Raw genomic sequence first — 17958 nt, 5'->3', positions numbered from 1 at the left:
ATTAGTGGGAACGGTTATTGCTCTTGCTAGTGGGGTGGCGGCTGCCAGGCGGAGCGGCGCAGCAGCCGCAGGCCGTTGAGCGCCACCAGGACCGTCGACCCCTCGTGACCGGCCACGCCCAGCGGCAGCGGCAGCGTGCCGACCAGGCCCCAGACGACCAGCACGCCGATGAGCGTGCCGGCGATCACCAGGTTCTGGACGACCACCCGCCGGGCCCGGCGGGACAGCTCCACCACCGCCGGCACCGCGGACAGGTCGTCGCGGACGACGACCACGTCGGCGGTGTCCAGGGCCAGGTCCGACCCGATGCCCCCCATCGCCACCCCGACGTCGGCGGTGGCGAGCGCGGGGGCGTCGTTGACGCCGTCGCCGACCAGCAGCACCCGGCGGCCGCCGGCCTGCAGCGCGCGGACCGCGTCCACCTTGCCCTGGGGCAGCAGCCCGGCGTGCACCTCCCGCAGGCCCACCGCCCCGGCCAGCGCCTCGGCCGCGCGGCGGTCGTCGCCGGTCAGCAGCACCGGCTCGCCCGGCAGCAGTCCGCGCAGCGCGGCGACCGCCGCGGGGGCCTCCGGCCGCACCCGGTCGGCCACGGCCAGCACCCCGAGGGGCGCGCCGTCGGCGGAGACCACGACGGCGGTGCGGCCGCGCGCGAGCACCTCGTCCACGGCGGCGCCGACCACCGCGCCGTCCTCCGGTCGGGGGGCGCCGACGCGCACGACCCGACCGGCGACGGTGGCGGTCACACCGGAGCCGACCTCGGCGCGGAACCCGGTCGCCGGTACCGGCGGGAGCCCGCGCTCGCCGGCCGCGCGCACGACCGCGCGGCCGATCGGGTGCTCGCTGGCCGCCTCGGCCGAGGCGGCCAGCCGCAGCACCTCGTCGGCGGCCACGCCGGGGGCGGTGCGGACGTCGACCACGGCGGGGTGGCCGTCGGTGAGGGTGCCGGTCTTGTCGAAGGCGGCCAGGTCGGCGCTGCCGAGCTGCTCCATGGCCACCGCGGAGCGCACCAGGACGCCGTGCCGGCCGGCGTTGGCCACCGCGGACAGCAGCGGCGGCATGGTGGCCAGCACGATGGCGCACGGGGAGGCGACGATCATGAACGTCATCGCGCGCAGCAGCGCGTCCTCGACCGCCGAGCCGGCGAGCAGCGGGATCCCGAAGACCGCCAGCGTGGCGACGACGACGCCCACCGAGTAGCGCTGCTCGACCCGCTCGATGAACAGCTGGGTGCGGGCCTTGGTGGCGCTGGCCTCCTCCACCAGCGCGCCGATGCGGGCGACGACTGACTCGCCGGGGTCCCGGCCGACGCGGACCACCAGCGCGCCGGTGCCGTTGGCGGTGCCGGCGTAGACGTCGTCGCCGACCGCCTTGTCGACCGGCAGCGGCTCACCGGTGATGGAGGCCTGGTCGACGTCGGAGCTGCCGTCCACGACCGTGCCGTCGGCCGGCACCCGCTCGCCCGGGCGGACCAGCACCCGGTCCCCGACGGCCAGCTCCGCCACCGGCACGAGCCGCTCGGCGCCGTCCGGCCCGAGCACCGCGGCCTGCTCGGGCGCGAGCCGGGACAGCCCGCGGACGGCGTCGGCGGTGCGCCGGGTGGCGAAGGCCTCCAGCGCGCCGGAGGTGGCGAAGATGACGATGAGCAGGGCGCCGTCGAAGACCTGCCCGATCGAGGCCGCGCCGATCGCGGCGACCACCATGAGCAGGTCGACGTCCAGGGTCCGCTCGCGCAGCGCCTGCAGACCGGCCAGGGCCGGCTCCCAGCCGCCGGCGGCGTAGCAGGCCAGGTAGAGGCCCCAGTACACCGGCGCCGGCGCCCCGGCGAGCTGGGCCACGGCGCCCACGGCGAACAGCGCCAGGGAGAGGGCCGCCCAGCGGACCTCCGGCAGCGACCAGGCCGCGGCCAGCGCCGCCGGGCGGCGGGACGCCGGTGCCGCCGGCGGACGGGGGACCCCGCTGGGAGCGGCCGGCGGGGCGGTGGTCCGGGCGGGGGACGTCATGCCGCGACAGTACCTGCGCAACTGCGCAGGTGTTCACTTGACCACGATCGCTAACCTGGGACCGTGGGGCACCGCGGGATCGAGGACTTCGACATGCCCGAGCCGGCCGCCGTCCGGCGGGCCGCGGAGGCGCTGCGCATGCTCGGGGACCCGACGCGGGTGGCCATCCTGTGGGCCCTCATGCAGGGCGAGACGTCGGTGGCCTGCCTGGCCGAGCTGGCCGGCACGTCGGCCACCGCGGTCAGCCAGCACCTGTCCAAGCTGCGGCTGGCCGGCCTGGTCACCAACCGCCGCGAGGGCACCTTCGTCATCTACGCGCTGGCCGACGAGCACGTGGGCGTGTTGCTGCGCCAGGCGCTCGTGCACGCCGACTGCCCTGGCGGGCACCGCGCGCCGGCCGCCACCGGGGCGGCCCCCGCCGTCGGCTGACCCTCAGGGCAGCAGGCCCACCCGCGAGCGGAGCGCCGGCACCTCCGCCGGCCGGGCGGGCCGGTGGCCGGCGCGCGTGCCGAGCACGCGGCACGCGCAGCGCCGGGCACCGGGCACCACGGTCGCGGCGGTGAAGACCGCCACGCAGAGCAGCACGATCGCACCACCGGCCGGCAGCCCCGCGGTGTAGGCGGCCGTCGTGCCGGCGACGGCGCACAGCCCGCCGATGACCACCGCGAGGGCGAGGGTGCCCCGGCAGCTGCGGGCCAGCAGCGTCGCGGCGGCCGCCGGCAGCACCATGAGGGCGCTGACCAGCAGCAGTCCGAGGACCCGCATCGAGGCCACCACGGTGGCCGCCGTCGTGGCGGCGAGCAGCAGGCCGAGCCAGCGCACCGGCAGGCCCGCGGCGCAGGCGCACTCCTCGTCCAGGGAGACGGCGAACAGCGCCCGGTGCAGGCCCACGGTCACCATGAGGACGGCGGCGGCCGCACCCGCCAGGACGACCAGCTCGCCCCGCGTGGTGGTGAGGACCGAGCCGAACAGGTACGCGTCGAGGTCGGCCGTCCGGCCGGCCGGCACCGCCGACAGGAGCACGACGCCGCCGGCCACGCCGCCCACGGAGAGGATGGCCAGCAGGGTGTCGACCTCGGTGCGGCGCACCCCGCGCAGCAGCTCCACCGCCACGGCCCCGGCCACCGCCACGACCACAGCGGTGCCCACCGGAGCCGCGCCGGTGACCACGCCGAGCGCCACGCCGGCCAGCGCCACGTGGCCGATGCCGTCGCCGACGACCGACATCCGGCGCTGCACGAGGTGCACCCCGATCGTCGGCGCCACGACGCCGGCCAGCACCGCGGCGACGAGCGCGTGCCACATGAAGCCGTGGCTCAGCACGGTGCCACGGGGCGCTTGTTGAGAATCATTCTCGGCACGGTAGCAGGATGGCGACCGCCGTCAGGTCAGCGGATCTCCGGGGGCACCGGGCTCAGCCGGGGCGGGAGCCGACGGCGACCAGCGTGGTGGCGTCCAGCGGTGGCCCACCGGCCAGCTGTGCCAGGTGGTCGGCCCGGACCCGGCCGACCGCGTCGTCGTCCAGGCCGGCCAGCAGGCCGCGGAAGCCCGAGCCGAGCACCAGCAGCCACAGCGCGTCGTCGGTCGCCGGCAGGCTGTGCGGCACGGTGGTCACCTCGACGCCGTCCGCGCCGCGGTCGGTGAACCAGCCGGCCAGCGCGTCGGGAGCGCCGAGCTCCTGCAGCCGGTTGCGCGGCGGGTCACCGGGCACCGGCTCCCCCTTCTCGCGGGCCACCGCCCGGGCCAGCGCCATCCCGGGCGCGACCATGGCGCCGGCCCGCCAGAAGGTCACCGCCACCCGGCCGCCGGGGCGGGCGCGGCGGACCAGGTGCTCGGTGCCGGCGTCCATGTCGGGGAGGAAGAAGGCGCCGAGCACGCACAGCACGGCGTCGTACCCGTCCTGCGTCCACGTGGTGACGTCGGCCGCGGTGGCGGTCAGCTGCGGCAGGTCGCCGGCGCGGCGGCGGGCCAGGCCGACCATCGCCGGGGACAGGTCGACGGCGTCCACGTGCCCGGTGGGCCCGACGGCGTGCGCGGCGGGCACCGCGGAGGCGCCGTCGCCGCAGCAGGCGTCCAGCACCCGCTGCCCCGGCCGCAGGCCCACCGCCGCCACGGTGGCCTGCTCGACCGGGTCCCACAGCAGCGGGGCGAGCCGGGCGAAGTCGGCCGCGGCGGCGTCGAAGGCGCCCGCCCAGCGCGCCGGGGACGGCTCGGCGGCGGTCACGACGGGCCCGTCCCGTCGCGCCGCAGCCCGTCCGGCTCGATCGCGGGGTCGTCCCGGCGGAGGCCGCGGTAGCGGACCAGCCGCGAGGAGTTGAGCGCGACCACCACCGAGGAGGCGTTGTGCAGGACGGCGGCCAGCACCGGGGACAGCGCCCCGCCCGCGCCGGCGAGCAGCCCGACGCCGTTGACCGCGATCGACATGCCGTAGTTCTGCCGGACGACGTCGAGGGTGCGCCCGCCGAGCCGGCGCAGGTCGAGCAGGTGTCGCAGGTCGTCGCCGACCAGGGCGACGTCGGCGGTCTCCACCGCGACGTCGGTGCCGGACAGGCCCATCGCGATGCCGATGTCGGCGGCCGCCAGCGCGGGGGCGTCGTTGGTGCCGTCGCCGACGACGGCCACGGTGTACCCCTCGGCGCGCAGCCGGTCGACGACGTCCTGCTTGTGCTCGGGCAGCGTCTCGGCCCGCCACTCGCCGATGTCCAGCGCCGCGGCGACCGCGGCGGCGGCCGTCCCGTGGTCACCGGTCAGCATGACCACCCGGCGCACCCCGTCGGCGCGCAGCGCGTCGACCACCGCGCGGGCCTCCGGGCGCAGCTCGTCGCGCAGGCTGACCAGCCCGACCAGCTCGCCGTCCACGGCCAGCAGCAGCGGCGTCTCGGTGGCCTCGCGCAGCCGGGTCAGCCAGTCCAGCGCCTCGGTGCCGACGGCGACGCCCTCGCTGGCCATCAGCGCCTCGCTGCCCAGCAGCAGCACCCGCCCGTCGGCCTGGGTGCGCATGCCCAGGCCCAACAGCACCTCGCACTCCTCGTGCGGCGGGATGTGGATGTGCCGCTCCTCGGTGGAGCGGATGACCGCCTGCGCCAGCGGGTGCCGGGAGTGCACCTCGGAGCTGGCCGCATAGCCGAGCACCTGCTCCGGGGACCACCGGTCGGTGAAGGAGACGACATTGGTGACCACCGGGCGGCCGACGGTGAGCGTGCCGGTCTTGTCGAAGACGACGGCGTCCACCCGCCCGGCCGCCTCCAGGTGCGCCCCGCCCTTGATCAGCACGCCGCGGGAGGCGCCGTTGCCGATGGCCGCGCTCACCGCGGTGGGCGTGGACAGCCCGACCGCGCACGGGCAGGCGATGAGCAGCATGGTCATCGCGCGGCGGACGTCGCCGGTGAGCAGCCAGGTCAGCGTGGCCAGCGCGAAGGAGGCCGGCACGAACCGGCGGGAGAAGGTCTCCCCCACCGTCTGGATCGGCGCGCGGTCGTCCTGCGCCCGCTCGACGCGGGCGATGATCCGGCCGATGGCGGTGTCCTCACCGGTGGCCGAGGCGCGCACCACCAGCCGGCCGCGCAGGTTCACCGACCCGGCGTGCACCCGGTCGCCGGGGGCCTTCGCCGCGGGCAGCGGCTCGCCGGTGATCGCCGCCTGGTCGACCACGCCGGTGCCCTCCACCACCTCGCCGTCCACCGGCACGGTGACCTGGTCGTGCAGCACCACCAGGTCACCGACCTGCAGGCGGGCGAGGTCGACCTGCAGCTCGGTGCCGTCGGGCAGCAGCACCCAGGCGGTGGTCTCCGCGCCGGCCAACAGCGCGGAGATGGCCCGGCGGGTGCGGCGCAGGGTGAGAGTCTGCAGCCACTCGCCGATGTTGAGCAGCCACAGCACGGTGAGCGCGACGACGTTCTCCCGCAGCAGCAGGCTGGCCACGGTGGCGGCGGTGACCAGCGCGTCGGTGCCCGCGGTGCGCCGGCCGGCCAGGGCCCCCAGCGCGCCCTTGGCGAACGGGTAGCCGGTGAAGACGGTCACCACCGACACGGCGAACCGGCTGCCCGGCGAGAGCGCCGGTGGGCGGCCCAGCCCGTAGCGGCGGACGCCGAGCAGCACCAGCGCGGCCCCGCCCACGGCGATGCGCACCAGCTCCCGGTTGGCGACGTCGGCCGACCGCGGCGCGCGGGCGACCGGCGCGTCGGCCGGGGCCGCGGCCACCGCGGTCAGCACCTGCAGGACCGCCGCCCGGTCCGTGGCGGCGTCGGCCCAGACCACCACGTGCCCGGTGACCGGGAAGGCCTGCACCGCCAGCACGCCGGGGACGTCGTCCAGCCCGTCCTCGGCGAGCACCGCCCGCGACGGCGAGCCGGTCAGCCAGGGCACCGCCAGGCGGACCCGCCCGCCGGCGTCGGCGACGACGACCGGGTCGCCGGCCGGTGACACGACCGGCGGGTCCGCGATGAGCGTGGACATCAGTGCGGGTGGTCGTGGCCGCCGGCGCCCCGGGCGGCCGGCGGCGGGGCGGACTCACCCAGGTCGGCGTAGGCCTGCGCGCGGACGTCGCCGGCGGCCAGCCGGGCCCGCTCGACGGCGGCCTCGGCGCGCCGGGTGCCGACGATGCCCCAGCGGGTGACCCGGACGGCGACCTTGCGCGGCAGGCTGCCCGGTTCGGACCCCTCGGCCAGGCGCACGACGAGCACCCCGGTCACCCCGGTCGCGACGACCCCCGCCGCCCTGCGGACCAGGCGCCCTGCGCCCGCGCCCCGCTGCCGCCGCTGGTGCTCCGACTCCGCCACGATCTGCTCCTCCACGACGTCCCTGACTCCGGCCGCACCCGACGCTACTGGGAACGGTGCTCACCAGTCCGGGCGGGGACCCCTCGGGCTCCGGGGCGCCTCGTGCGCGGACCACCGTGGTGGGCAGGGCACGAGCGCCCGCGGCGGACGGCCGGCCCGGCCGGGCCGGTCAGCGCTCGCGCAGGGCCCGCAGCGCGGCCTTGCGCGCCTCCCCGGTGAGCCGGTCGATGTACAGCTTCCCGTCGAGGTGGTCGACCTCGTGCTGCAGCGCCCGCGCCATCAGGCCGGTCCCCGCCAGCCGCACCGGCTCGCCGCGCACGTCGACGCCCTCGACGACGGCGCGCTCGGCCCGGACGGTGGGCGCCCAGATGCCGGGGATGGACAGGCAGCCCTCGTCGCCGTCCTGGGTCTCCTCGGACAGCTCGACGATGCGCGGGTTGACCACGTGCCCGATGACGCCGTCCACGTTGTAGGCGAAGGCGCGCAGCCCGACACCGATCTGCGGCGCGGCCACCCCGGCCCGGCCCGGGTCGGCGACGGTGTCCTCCAGGTCGCGGACGAGCGCGGCCAGCTCCCGGTCGAAGCGGCGCACCTCGTCGGCGGGCGTGCGCAGGACCGGGTCACCGAGCTCGCGGATGGGGCGGATCGTCACGGTGCAGCAGTCTCTCGACCCAGGACGGGGCGCCTGACGAGCACCATCTCGTCGCGGTGCACGATCTCGCGGCGGTACTCCGGGTCCAGGTCGCCGGTCTTGCGGCCCAGCAGCGGGGGCAGCTCGCGGGCGTCGTAGGCGACCAGCCCACGGGCCACCACGACGCCGTCCGGGCCGACCAGCTCGACCGGGTCGTCGGCGAGGAACTCCCCCACCACGCCGGTGATGCCCGCCGGCAGCAGGGAGGCGTGCCGCTCGCGCACGGCCTGCACCGCGCCCTCGTCCAGCACCAGCCGGCCACGCGGCCGGGTGGCGAAGCGCAGCCAGAACTGCCGGGCGCGCGGCCGCGGGCCCGTGACGGCGAACCGGGTGCCCACCGGCTCCCCGGCCAGCGCGGCGGCGGCCCGGGCGGTGGAGGTGACGACGGCGGGTACGCCGGAGCGGGCGGCGATCAGCGCGGCCTCCACCTTGGTGGCCATCCCGCCGGTGCCCACGCCGTTGCGGCTGGCCGTGCCCAGGCTGACCGCGTCGAGGTCGGCGGCGTCGCGCACGGTGTCGACCAGCTGCGCGGGGCCCCGGCGCGGGTCGCCGTCGTAGACGCCGTCGACGTCGGAGAGCAGCAGCAGCGCGTCGGCCCGGGCCACGTGCGCGACCAGGGCGGCCAGCCGGTCGTTGTCGCCGAACCGGATCTCCTCGGTGGCCACCGTGTCGTTCTCGTTGACGATCGGCAGCGCACCGAGGGTCAGCAGCCGGTCCAGGGTGCGCTGGGCGTTGCGGTAGTGGCTGCGCCGGGTGAGGTCGTCGGCGGTCAGCAGCACCTGCCCGACGGTGACGCCGTGCCGGGCGAAGGCGTCGGCGTAGGTCTGCACCAGCCGCAGCTGCCCGACGCTGGCCGCGGCCTGCGCGGTGGCGAGGTCCCGCGGCCGGCCGGTGACGCCGAGCGGGGCGAGCCCGGCGGCGATCGCGCCGGAGGAGACGAGCACGACCTCCCGGCCCTGCGCGTGCACGGCGCCGAGGACGTCGACCAGCGCGGTGAGCCGCGCCTCGTCCAGGCCGCCGGGCAGTGTGGTCAGCGAGGAGGAGCCGACCTTGACCACGACGCGGCGCGCACCGCCGATCTCCGCGCGCAGCGTCACCCGTCGTCCCGGGGCAGGTCGTCGTCGGTCCAGGTGTCGGTCAGCTCGTAGGGCACCCGGCGCGCCTTCTTGGCGGCCAGCCGCTCCTCGGCGCGCACCCGGTGCGGGGCGTCGATGCGGGCGTCGGTGCCGCGCCCGCCGAGCCCGGCGGTCTCCTCGACGCTCAGCGTGCCCGCCGGCAGCGTCGGCACGAAGTCGAAGGCGACGTCACCGATGACGATAGTGTCGCCCTCCTGCCCGCCGGCCGCCTGCAGGGCGTCCTCGACGCCCAGCCGGTTGAGCCGGTCGGCCAGGAAGCCGACGGCCTCGTCGTTGGTGAAGTCCGTCTGGCGGACCCAGCGCTCGGGCTTGACGCCGCGGACGACGAACACGCCCTCGTCCTGGGGGTCGCGCGCGACGGTGAAGCCGCTGTCGTCCACCGCGCGCGGGGTCAGGGTGATCCGCACCGGCTCCGGCTCGGGCAGCGCGGCGCGGTGCTCCTCGACCGCCGCGGCCAGCGCGAAGCCGAGCTCGCGCAGCCCCTCGCCGGTCGCGGCGCTCACCGCGAACACCTGCAGGCCGCGCTGCTCCAGCGGCTCGCGCACCAGGTCGACCAGCTCCCGGGCGTCGGGGACGTCCACCTTGTTGAGGACGGCGACCCGCAGCCGGTCGACCAGGTCGGCGCGGTACTGGGCCAGCTCGTGCTGCAGGGCCTCGATGTCGCTCTCCGGGTCGCGGCCGGGCTCCATCGTGGCCATGTCGACCACGTGCACCAGCACGGCGCAGCGCTCGATGTGGCGGAGGAACTCCAGCCCGAGTCCGCGGCCCTCCGAGGCGCCGGGGATCAGCCCGGGGACGTCGGCCATCGTGAACACGGTGTCGCCGGCCCGGACCACGCCGAGGTTGGGCACCAACGTGGTGAACGGGTAGTCGGCGATCTTCGGCCGCGCCGCGGACACGGCCGCGATCAGCGAGGACTTGCCGGCCGACGGGAACCCGACCAGGCCGACGTCGGCGATGCTCTTGAGCTCGATGACGGCGTCCAGCGCCTCGCCGGGCTCGCCGAGCAGCGCGAAGCCGGGTGCCTTGCGGCGGGCGTTGGCCAGCGCGGCGTTGCCCAGGCCGCCCTTGCCGCCGTGCGCGAGGACGACGCGGGTGCCGGCGCCGACGAGGTCGGCGATCACCGTGCCGTCGGGGGTGCTGACCACCGTGCCGGCGGGGACCCGCAGCACGCGGTCCTCCCCGCGGGCGCCGTGCCGGTTGCTGCCCTCGCCGGGGCGGCCGTTGCCGGCCTTCTGGTGCGGGCGGTGGTGGAAGTCCAGCAGCGTGTGCACGCTGGGGTCGACCTCGAGGACGACGTCCCCGCCGTTGCCGCCGTTGCCCCCGTCGGGGCCGCCGAGCGGCTTGAACTTCTCGCGGTGCACCGACGCGACCCCGTGCCCGCCGTTGCCCGCGGCCACGTGCACGACCACGCGGTCCACGAAAGCGGCCATGTCCGCGCCGCCTCTTTCCTCGTTGTCGAGCGCTGCGAGCGCACGGGCGGAGGGCCCGTGCGCTCGTGACGTGCTGGAACGGCCCCGTCCAGAGGCTCACCGCGAGCCTGCGAGCGGTGAGGAGGACGGGGTCCTACGTCAGCTCGCGACGGCGGTGATGGAGACGGTCTTGCGCCCCCGCTTGGTGCCGAAGGTGACCGAGCCCGGCTGCAGCGCGAACAGCGTGTCGTCGTTGCCGCGGCCGACGCCCAGGCCCGGGTGGAAGTGGGTGCCACGCTGGCGGACGATGATCTCGCCGGCCTTCACGACCTGGCCACCGAAGCGCTTGACGCCCAGACGCTGGGCGTTGGAGTCGCGGCCGTTGCGGGAGGACGAGGCGCCCTTCTTGTGTGCCATGTCGGCGTCAGCCCTTCGTGATGTCGCGGACGACCACGTCGGTCAGCGGCTGACGGTGCCCCTGACGCTTGTGGTACCCGGTCTTGTTCTTGAACTTGTGGATGCGGATCTTCGGGCCCTTGCCGTGGCCGACGATCTCGCCGGTCACGGTGACGCCGGCCAGGGTCGCCGCGTCGCTCGTGACGGTGTCGCCGTCGACCAGCAGCAGGGCCGGCAGGGTGACGGAGTCGCCCGCCTCACCCACGAGACGGTTGACCGTGAACCGGTCGCCCACGGCCACCTTGTGCTGGCGGCCACCGGCCTTGACGACTGCGTACACCACTGGACTCCTCGATCGCCTCTGTCGTGTCCTGCGTGCGCCCGGACGCCGGGCGCCGGGTGCTGGACGGGTTGCCCGCCTCCCAGGTGCACACCGTGCGGTGCGCGGTGCCGGGGCGGTGCAACCCGACCAGCGTACCCGAGCGGCCAGGACGCGCGGCAGGCCCCCCGACCGCCCGGCCCGGCCCGGAGCGCGTGCGCCGGGGCCCGGTTCCCCGGCCGGGGACGGGGGCGCCGGCGCACACGCTCGCGGTGCGGGTACCGGGTGTCAGGACGCCGGCGGTCCCGCGGGGCGGCTGGCGGCCCGCCGGCGGCGCGGGCGGGTGACCGGCGCCTCGACGGGGGTCGGCTCGACCGGGTCCTCGTGCGCCTCCGCCGGGCCGGGGTCGTCGGGGCCGGCGCCGGCCGGCACGGCCTCGTCGTCGGCCGGCGGCTCGGGCTGCGCGGCCTCCTGGTCGACTGCCTGCGGCTGCGCGGCCTGCGGCTGGGCGGACTCCTGCTCGGCCGCTTGCGGCTGGGCGGCGAACGGGGTGCCGATGCGCTCGGCGACCGGCTCCACCGGCGCGGGGTCGGCCACCTCCGGCGTCCCGCCGGCCGCGGCGGCCTCGGGCACGGCCGCCTCGGGCTGCTCGACCACGGGCTGCTCGACCTCCGGCTGCTCGACCTCCGGCTGCTCGACCGCCGGCTGCTCGACCTCCGGCGCCGGCGCGTCGACGGTCGCCGTGAGCACGGCGGCGTCCTCGGCGGCGCGGTCCTCACCGGACTGGCCGCGGTTGCGCCGGCCGCGGCTGCGGCGTCCGCCGCCGGAGCGCTGGCCGTCGCCCTCGGTGCCGGTGACCGCGGGGGTCTCCTCCGCGGCGTCGGCGGGCACCGGGTCCGGAGTCTCCTCGGCCGGCCGGGCGCCGCCGTCGCGTCCGCGGTCGCCGCGCTGCTGCTCGCGCCGGCCGGTGCCACCGCCGTTGCCCGCTGGGGCGTTCCCGCCGCCGCGGCGCTTGTCCTCCGCCGGGTCGAGGTGCACCACGACACCCCGTCCGCGGCAGTGCTCGCACGGCTCGGAGAAGACCTCCAGCAGGCCCTGGCCGACCCGCTTGCGGGTCATCTGCACCAGGCCGAGCGAGGTGACCTCGGCGACCTGGTGCTTGGTGCGGTCGCGGCCCAGGCACTCGGTGAGCCGGCGCAGCACCAGGTCGCGGTTGCTCTCCAGCACCATGTCGATGAAGTCGATGACGATCATGCCGCCGATGTCGCGCAGCCGGAGCTGGCGGACGATCTCCTCGGCCGCCTCCATGTTGTTGCGCGTGACGGTCTGCTCGAGGTTCCCGCCGGAGCCGGTGAACTTGCCGGTGTTGACGTCCACGACGGTCATCGCCTCGGTGCGGTCGATGACCAGCGAGCCGCCCGAGGGCAGCCACACCTTGCGGTCGAGGGCCTTCATCAGCTGCTCGTCGATGCGCAGGTCGCGGAAGACGTCGCCCTCGCCGGTGTGCCGGGTCAGCCGCCCGGACAGCTCCGGGGAGACGTGTGCGACGTAGGCCTCGACGGTGTCCCAGGCGTCGTCGCCCTGGACGACGAGCTCCTTGAAGTCCTCGTTGAAGACGTCGCGGATGACGCGGATGGCGAGGTCGGGCTCGCCGTAGAGCAGCGCCGGGGCGGTGGAGGAGGACTCGGCCTTCTTCTGGATGACCTCCCACTGGGCCTGCAGCCGGGCCACGTCGCGGGTGAGCTCCTCCTCGGAGGCGCCCTCGGCGGCGGTGCGGATGATCACGCCGGCGTCCTCGGGGACGATCTTCTTGAGGATGTCCTTGAGCCGGGTGCGCTCGGTGTCGGGCAGCTTGCGGCTGATGCCGGTCATCGACCCGCCCGGCACGTAGACCAGGAACCGGCCGGGCAGGTTGACCTGCTGGGTCAGCCGGGCGCCCTTGTGCCCGATCGGGTCCTTGGTGACCTGGACGAGCACCTTGTCGCCGGACTTCATCGCCTGCTCGATGGAGCGCTGCTTGCCCGACAGGCCGGCGGCGTCCCAGTTGACCTCGCCGGCGTAGACCACCGCGTTGCGGCCCTTGCCGATGTCGACGAACGCGGCCTCCATGCTGGGCAGCACGTTCTGCACCCGGCCGAGGTAGACGTTGCCGGCGAAGGACGTCGCCTGCGCCTGGGTCACGTAGTGCTCGACGAGCACGTCGTCCTCGAGGACGGCGATCTGCGTGCGCTCGCCCCGCTGGCGGATGACCATCTTGCGGTCCACCGCCTCGCGGCGGGCGAGGAACTCGGACTCGGTGAGGATCGCCGTGCGGCGGCGGCCGCTGTCCCGACCGTCCCGGCGGCGCTGCCGCTTGGCCTCCAGGCGGGTGGAGCCGGCCACCCCCCGGACGTCGTCGTCGCTGGTGGTGCGGCCGTTGCGGCCGGCCCGCTCCGGGCGGTCGTCGTCGCCGTCGGCGGTGGCCTCACCGGGCTCGGCGCTGCTGCTCCCCCGGCGGCGGCGCCGACGCCGGCGGCGGGTGCTCGAGCCGCCCTCGTCGTCGTCCTCGGCGGTGTCCTCGCCGGCGTCGCTGTCCTCGTCGGCGTCGTCGGTGCCCCGCTCGTCACCGGCGTCCTCGTCGGTGTCCTCGTCGCCGTCGCCGGCGTCCTCACCGGTGCGGCCCCGGCCGCGGCCGCGGCGGCCCCGGCGGCGGCGCCGGCTGCCGCCACCGGTGTCGTCGCCGTCGTCGCCGGCGGTGGTGTCCTCGTCGGCGGCGTCCTCGTCGGTGTCGGTGTCCTCGGTGTCCTCGACCGGCGCGGGGGTCTCCTCGGCGGCGGAGCGGCGGCGGGAGCGACCGCGCCGGGAGCGCGGTGCCGGGACGTCCTCGTCGAGGTCCTCGGCCGGCTCGGCGTCGGCCTCCTCGGCCACCGGCGACTCGGCCAGCGGTCGGCGGCTGCGCCGGCGCGGCGGGGCCGGCGCGTCGGTCTCGGTCGGCGCCACGAAGCTCACGAACGCCGGGAGGGCCGGGGCGACCGGCGGCAGGTCGGTGTAGGCGTCCGGGTCGGCCGCGCCGGCCGGCCGGGTGGCCCGGCGGCGGGGACGGGCGATGACCGCGGTGGGCTCCGGGGAGCTGAACTGCGCGCCGAAGCGGGAGACCGGGGCCTCCTCCGGCTCGGCCACCGGGGGCTCGGGCGCCTCGTCCTCGGCAGGTGCGTGCTCCGCGGGTGCCTCCGCGGCGGCCCGTTCGCCGGCGTCGTCGTCCTCGCCGGACTCGGCGGCCAGGAGCTCCTGCTCGGCCGCGGGGGTGTCGCCGTCCTGCGGCGGGGCCGCGAGGTCCTCCTCGGCCGGGGTGGTCGTGCGGTCGTCTGTCTGGTCGGCCACGGGTGGCTCGCCTCCTGTGTACTGCTCCCGGGCGCCGATCGCGAGGACGGGCGGCCGCGCAGGAGCACGGGTGGGGCGGGGCGGGCCCGCGCCGGGTTCGGCGGCAGGCTCGACCCGCGAAGTCTGGGGCCGGTGCCCGGGCGAGGTGTCGCCGCGGCCGGGCGCCGGGTGGTGCGGGGTGGTGCGAGATCTCGGGGTGCGTCACGTCTGGCAGCCGTGTCGCGCGACGGCGTGCGCCCCGGCCCACGGTCAGACCGCGGCGGGCTCCCCCTGGCAGCGGGCGCCTGCGACGCGGTCCGGGCCGAGCGGGTCGGCCACCGTCCCGCTGCCGTCGAGCCGGCCCTGCGCCTCACGCACGGCCCGGGGGGGCGACGGCGGGCGCAGGTCGGCGACGGCAACCAGGGCGGCCAACACGTCGTCGGGTCGAACGGAGGGCGTCACCTGCCGGACGACCATGTGCAGTATGGCACAACCTGACTCCCCGCCCGCCGACGCGTCGGCCACGGCGGGCCGCGCGTCGACATCCCGGAGCCCGTTCTTGGTGCGCTTGGCGACGGTGACCACCTCGGCGGCCAGGAACGCCTCGACCGCCGCGGCCAGCTCCGCGGGCGCCACGCCGGGCAGCTCGACCCGCCACACGGCCGCGTCGATCCGGTCGGCCAGCGACCCCGGGCCCAGGGCCTCCACGCACTCGAGGACGTCGATGCCGGGGGGCAGCGAGGCGTCCAGCGCGGCCCGCACCGCCTCGGGTTCGCACCGCCGGGTCAGGCCGATCTCCGCGTACTCGGCCTCGCTGGCCGACCCGGTGGGCGCGGCGCCGACGTAGGAGATCTTCGGGTGCGGGCTGAACCCGGCGGAGAAGGCCATGGGCACCTGGGCCCGGCGCAGCGCGCGCTCCAGGGCGCGGGCGAGGTCGCGGTGCGAGGCGAAGCGCAGCGGCCCGCGCTTGGCGTAGCGCAGCCGCAGCTTCTGCACCGTCGGGGGCGGCGGCGGGCCCTCGGGCTGGCGGGCCACTAGCGGACGACCGTGAGCGGCAGCAGGCTGCGCCCGGTCGGCCCGATCTGGATCTCCGTGCCGTTGGTGGGGCAGACGCCGCAGTCGTAGCAGGGGGTCCACCGGCAGTCGGCGACCTCCTCCTCGGCGAGGGCCTCCTGCCAGTCGTCCCAGAGCCACTCCTTGTCCAGCCCGGAGTCCAGGTGGTCCCAGGGCAGCACCTCGTCCTGGCCGCGCTCGCGGGTGGTGTACCAGTCCAGGTCGACGCCGAACGCGGCGAGCTCCGCGGCCGCGGCCTGCGTCCACCGTTCGTAGGAGAAGTGCTCGCTCCAGCCGTCGAACCTCCCGCCCTCGCGCCACACCCGCTCGATGACCCGGCCCACCCGGCGGTCGCCGCGGGACAGCAGGCCCTCGACCACGCCGGGCTTGCCGTCGTGGTACCGCAGGCCGATGGAGCGGCCGATGCGCCGGTCGGCGTTGATCGCCTGGCGCAGCACCCGGAGGCGGGAGTCGATGGTGTCCGCGCTGGCCTGCGCGGCCCACTGGAACGGGGTGTGCGGCTTGGGCACGAAGCCGCCGATGGAGACGGTGCAGCGGATGTCCTTGCGCCCGCTGGCCTCCCGCCCGGCGCGGATCACCTCGACGGCGAGCTCGGCGATCTCCAGCACGTCCTCGTCGGTCTCCGTGGGCAGACCGCACATGAAGTAGAGCTTCACCTGCGTCCAGCCGTTGGCGTAGGCGGTGGTGACGGTGCGGACCAGGTCCTCCTTGGACACCGTCTTGTTGATCACCCGGCGGATCCGCTCGCTGCCGCCCTCGGGGGCGAAGGTGAGGCCGGAGCGGCGGCCGTTGCGGGACAGCTCGTTGGCCAGGGTGACGTTGAAGGCGTCCACCCGGGTGCTCGGGAGGGACAGGCCGGTGTTGGTGCCCTCGTAGCGGTCGGCGAGCTCCTTGGCCACCTGGCCGATCTCGGAGTGGTCGGCGCTGGACAGCGACAGCAGCCCGACCTCCTCGTAGCCGGTCGCGCGCAGGCCCTGGTCGACCATCGAGCCGATGCCGGTGATGGTCCGCTCGCGCACCGGCCGGGTGATCATCCCGGCCTGGCAGAACCGGCAGCCGCGGGTGCAGCCGCGGAAGATCTCCACGCTCATCCGCTCGTGCACGCTCTCGGCCAGCGGCACCAGCGGCGTCTTCGGGTACGGCCACTCGTCGAGGTCCATGACGGTGCGCTTGCCCACCCGCGCCGGGACGTCCTCGCGGGCGCGCGTCACGGCCGCGATGCCGCCGTCCGGGGCGTAGGAGACCGCGTAGAAGCGCGGCACGTAGACGCCGTCGACCCGGGCCAGCCGGGCCAGCAGCTCCACCCGGCCGCCGGGGCGGCCCTGGGCCTTCCACGCCGCGACCACGTCGGTGACGTCGCCGACGACCTGCTCGCCGTCGCCGAGGACGGCGCAGTCGACGAAGTCGGCCACCGGCTCGGGGTTGAACGCGGCGTGCCCGCCGGCGACGACGACCGGGTGGGTCTCGTCGCGGTCGACCGCGTGCAGCGGCACCCCGGCGAGGTCCAGGGCCTCGAGCAGGTTGGTGTAGCCGAGCTCGGTGGCGAAGCTGACGCCGAGGACGTCGAAGTCGGCGACCGCGCGGTGGGAGTCGACGGTGAACTGGCCGACGCCGTGCTCGCGCATCAACGCGGCGAGGTCGGGCCAGACGGCGTAGGTGCGCTCGGCCAGGGCGTCGGGCCGCTCGTTGAGCACCTCGTAGAGGATCATCAGGCCCTGGTTGGGCAGCCCCACCTCGTAGGCGTCGGGGTACATCAGCGCCCAGTGGACGGCGACGTCGTCCCACGCCTTGACCTGCGCGTTCAGCTCACCGCCGACGTACTGGATCGGCTTGGCCACCTGGGCGAGCAGCGGTTCGAGACGGGGGTACAGCGTTTCACCGTTCATGACCCGACCAGGGTAGCCGGGCCCCCTCGCAGGGTGCCGCCGCGAGCGTGCGAGTGGCGGGGGGCGAGGGGGTCCTTCTAGAGCTGCGGGAAGAACAGGCCGATCTCGCGGGCGGCGGACTCCGGGGAGTCCGAGCCGTGCACGACGTTCTCCTGCACCTCCAGGGCGTGGTCGCCGCGGATGGTGCCGGGCGCGGCCTTGACCGGGTCGGTGGCGCCGGCCAGCGCGCGGAACGCCTCGATGGCGCGCGGGCCCTCGACGACCAGCGCGAGCAGCGGGCCGCCGGTGATGAAGTCGACCAGCGAGCCGAAGAACGGCCGCTCGCGGTGCTCGCCGTAGTGCTCCTCGGCCACGTCGCGGCCCAGCGTGCGCAGCTCGGCGGCGACCAGGCGCAGCCCCTTGGCCTCCAGCCGGGAGATCACCTCGCCGACCAGGCCGCGGGCGACGCCGTCGGGCTTGACGAGGACCAGGGTGCGCTCGGGCGCGGGTGCGGACACGGGAGGGCAGCCTACGCGGCGGGGTCGCCGTCCCCCCGGGGCGCGGGGTCGCCGAACGGGGAGCCGAGCAGCTCCTTGCGGATCTGCAGCAGGTACAGCCAGATGAGCACGAAGACGCCGCCGACGAACCACATGGCGCCGTTGAGCAGGCCGGTGAGCAGCAGCGGCACCTGCAGCGCGGTGCCCACCACCAGGCCCTGCGGACGGCGCTGCACCCCGCTGGCCAGCACGAGGACGCCGGCCAGCACCAGCAGGAGGATGAGCTCCACGCCGCCGAGACCGTCGCCCGACTGGGCGATGCCGCGCGGCACGAACAGCACCGCGATGCCCTCGAGCACCAGCACCGCGGCCGCCGACCCGCGCAGCGCCCGGGCCGCCCGCACCGGGTCCGGCGCCGTCACGGTGCCTCCTCGCTGGCGCTCGTCGGCAC

General features: G+C 76.4%; 16 protein-coding genes. 1 reads left to right on the top strand and 15 read right to left on the bottom strand.

Annotated features, from left to right (window positions below; genetic code table 11):
* Positions 1-26: 26 nt before the first annotated feature.
* On the bottom strand, positions 27-2000 hold the full coding sequence (locus tag RTG05_RS06685; RefSeq protein ID WP_315912394.1) for a heavy metal translocating P-type ATPase: 1974 nt from the start codon (positions 1998-2000) through the stop codon (positions 27-29).
* Positions 2001-2063: 63 nt separating this feature from the next.
* On the opposite strand from RTG05_RS06685, the gene RTG05_RS06680 reads away from it, so the two are divergent.
* Complete coding sequence (locus RTG05_RS06680) at positions 2064-2429, top strand: ArsR/SmtB family transcription factor (protein WP_315912393.1); 366 nt, start codon at positions 2064-2066, stop codon at positions 2427-2429.
* Positions 2430-2432: 3 nt separating this feature from the next.
* On the opposite strand, the gene RTG05_RS06675 is transcribed toward RTG05_RS06680, so the two are convergent.
* From RTG05_RS06675 to RTG05_RS06610, 14 genes are all read right to left on the bottom strand, one after another.
* On the bottom strand, positions 2433-3323 hold the full coding sequence (locus RTG05_RS06675) for a metal ABC transporter permease (protein ID WP_166527985.1): 891 nt from the start codon (positions 3321-3323) through the stop codon (positions 2433-2435).
* Between the two features lie 91 nt (positions 3324-3414).
* Entirely contained in the window at positions 3415-4224 is an 810-nt protein-coding gene (locus RTG05_RS06670; RefSeq protein ID WP_166527984.1) for a class I SAM-dependent methyltransferase, read from the bottom strand.
* The gene (locus RTG05_RS06665) at positions 4221-6455 is read right to left on the bottom strand and encodes a heavy metal translocating P-type ATPase (RefSeq protein ID WP_166527983.1); all 2235 of its coding nucleotides are present in this window, start codon (positions 6453-6455) and stop codon (positions 4221-4223) included. The genes RTG05_RS06670 and RTG05_RS06665 overlap by 4 nt, the downstream gene beginning before the upstream one ends.
* Complete coding sequence (locus tag RTG05_RS06660; protein WP_208104829.1) at positions 6455-6778, bottom strand: DUF1490 family protein; 324 nt, start codon at positions 6776-6778, stop codon at positions 6455-6457. The genes RTG05_RS06665 and RTG05_RS06660 overlap by 1 nt, the downstream gene beginning before the upstream one ends.
* A 169-nt stretch (positions 6779-6947) precedes the next feature.
* On the bottom strand, positions 6948-7430 hold the full coding sequence (gene def, locus RTG05_RS06655) for a peptide deformylase (protein ID WP_166527982.1): 483 nt from the start codon (positions 7428-7430) through the stop codon (positions 6948-6950).
* Entirely contained in the window at positions 7427-8566 is a 1140-nt protein-coding gene (proB, locus tag RTG05_RS06650) for a glutamate 5-kinase (RefSeq protein WP_208104828.1), read from the bottom strand. Before proB ends, def begins: the two co-directional genes overlap by 4 nt.
* Positions 8563-10038 carry a GTPase ObgE gene (gene obgE / locus RTG05_RS06645; protein WP_166527981.1) on the bottom strand — a complete coding sequence of 492 codons (1476 nt, stop codon included), beginning with the start codon at positions 10036-10038 and terminating at the stop codon, positions 8563-8565. Before obgE ends, proB begins: the two co-directional genes overlap by 4 nt.
* A 138-nt stretch (positions 10039-10176) precedes the next feature.
* A complete protein-coding gene (rpmA, locus tag RTG05_RS06640; protein WP_166527980.1) occupies positions 10177-10434 on the bottom strand; it encodes a 50S ribosomal protein L27 in 258 nt (85 codons plus the stop codon).
* Between the two features lie 7 nt (positions 10435-10441).
* Entirely contained in the window at positions 10442-10753 is a 312-nt protein-coding gene (gene rplU / locus RTG05_RS06635; RefSeq protein ID WP_166527979.1) for a 50S ribosomal protein L21, read from the bottom strand.
* 267 nt (positions 10754-11020) lie between these two features.
* Positions 11021-14092 (bottom strand): Rne/Rng family ribonuclease, encoded by a 3072-nt coding sequence (locus RTG05_RS06630; RefSeq protein ID WP_166527978.1) that lies wholly within the window; start codon positions 14090-14092, stop codon positions 11021-11023.
* Between the two features lie 249 nt (positions 14093-14341).
* The gene (locus tag RTG05_RS06625) at positions 14342-15106 is read right to left on the bottom strand and encodes a TIGR03936 family radical SAM-associated protein (RefSeq protein ID WP_166527977.1); all 765 of its coding nucleotides are present in this window, start codon (positions 15104-15106) and stop codon (positions 14342-14344) included.
* Positions 15106-17031 carry a TIGR03960 family B12-binding radical SAM protein gene (locus RTG05_RS06620; protein WP_166527976.1) on the bottom strand — a complete coding sequence of 642 codons (1926 nt, stop codon included), beginning with the start codon at positions 17029-17031 and terminating at the stop codon, positions 15106-15108. Before RTG05_RS06620 ends, RTG05_RS06625 begins: the two co-directional genes overlap by 1 nt.
* 77 nt (positions 17032-17108) lie before the next feature.
* Complete coding sequence (gene ndk, locus RTG05_RS06615) at positions 17109-17528, bottom strand: nucleoside-diphosphate kinase (RefSeq protein WP_166527975.1); 420 nt, start codon at positions 17526-17528, stop codon at positions 17109-17111.
* 11 nt (positions 17529-17539) lie between these two features.
* Positions 17540-17929, bottom strand: a complete 390-nt coding sequence (locus RTG05_RS06610; protein WP_166527974.1) for a DUF4233 domain-containing protein — start codon at positions 17927-17929, stop codon at positions 17540-17542.
* Positions 17930-17958: the final 29 nt, after the last annotated feature.

This window comes from Geodermatophilus sp. DSM 44513, assembly GCF_032460525.1.
Classification (GTDB): Bacteria; Actinomycetota; Actinomycetes; order Mycobacteriales; family Geodermatophilaceae; genus Geodermatophilus.
The sequence above is the reverse complement of the archived record's forward strand: the minus strand, read 5'-3'. Positions and strand labels throughout refer to the sequence as shown.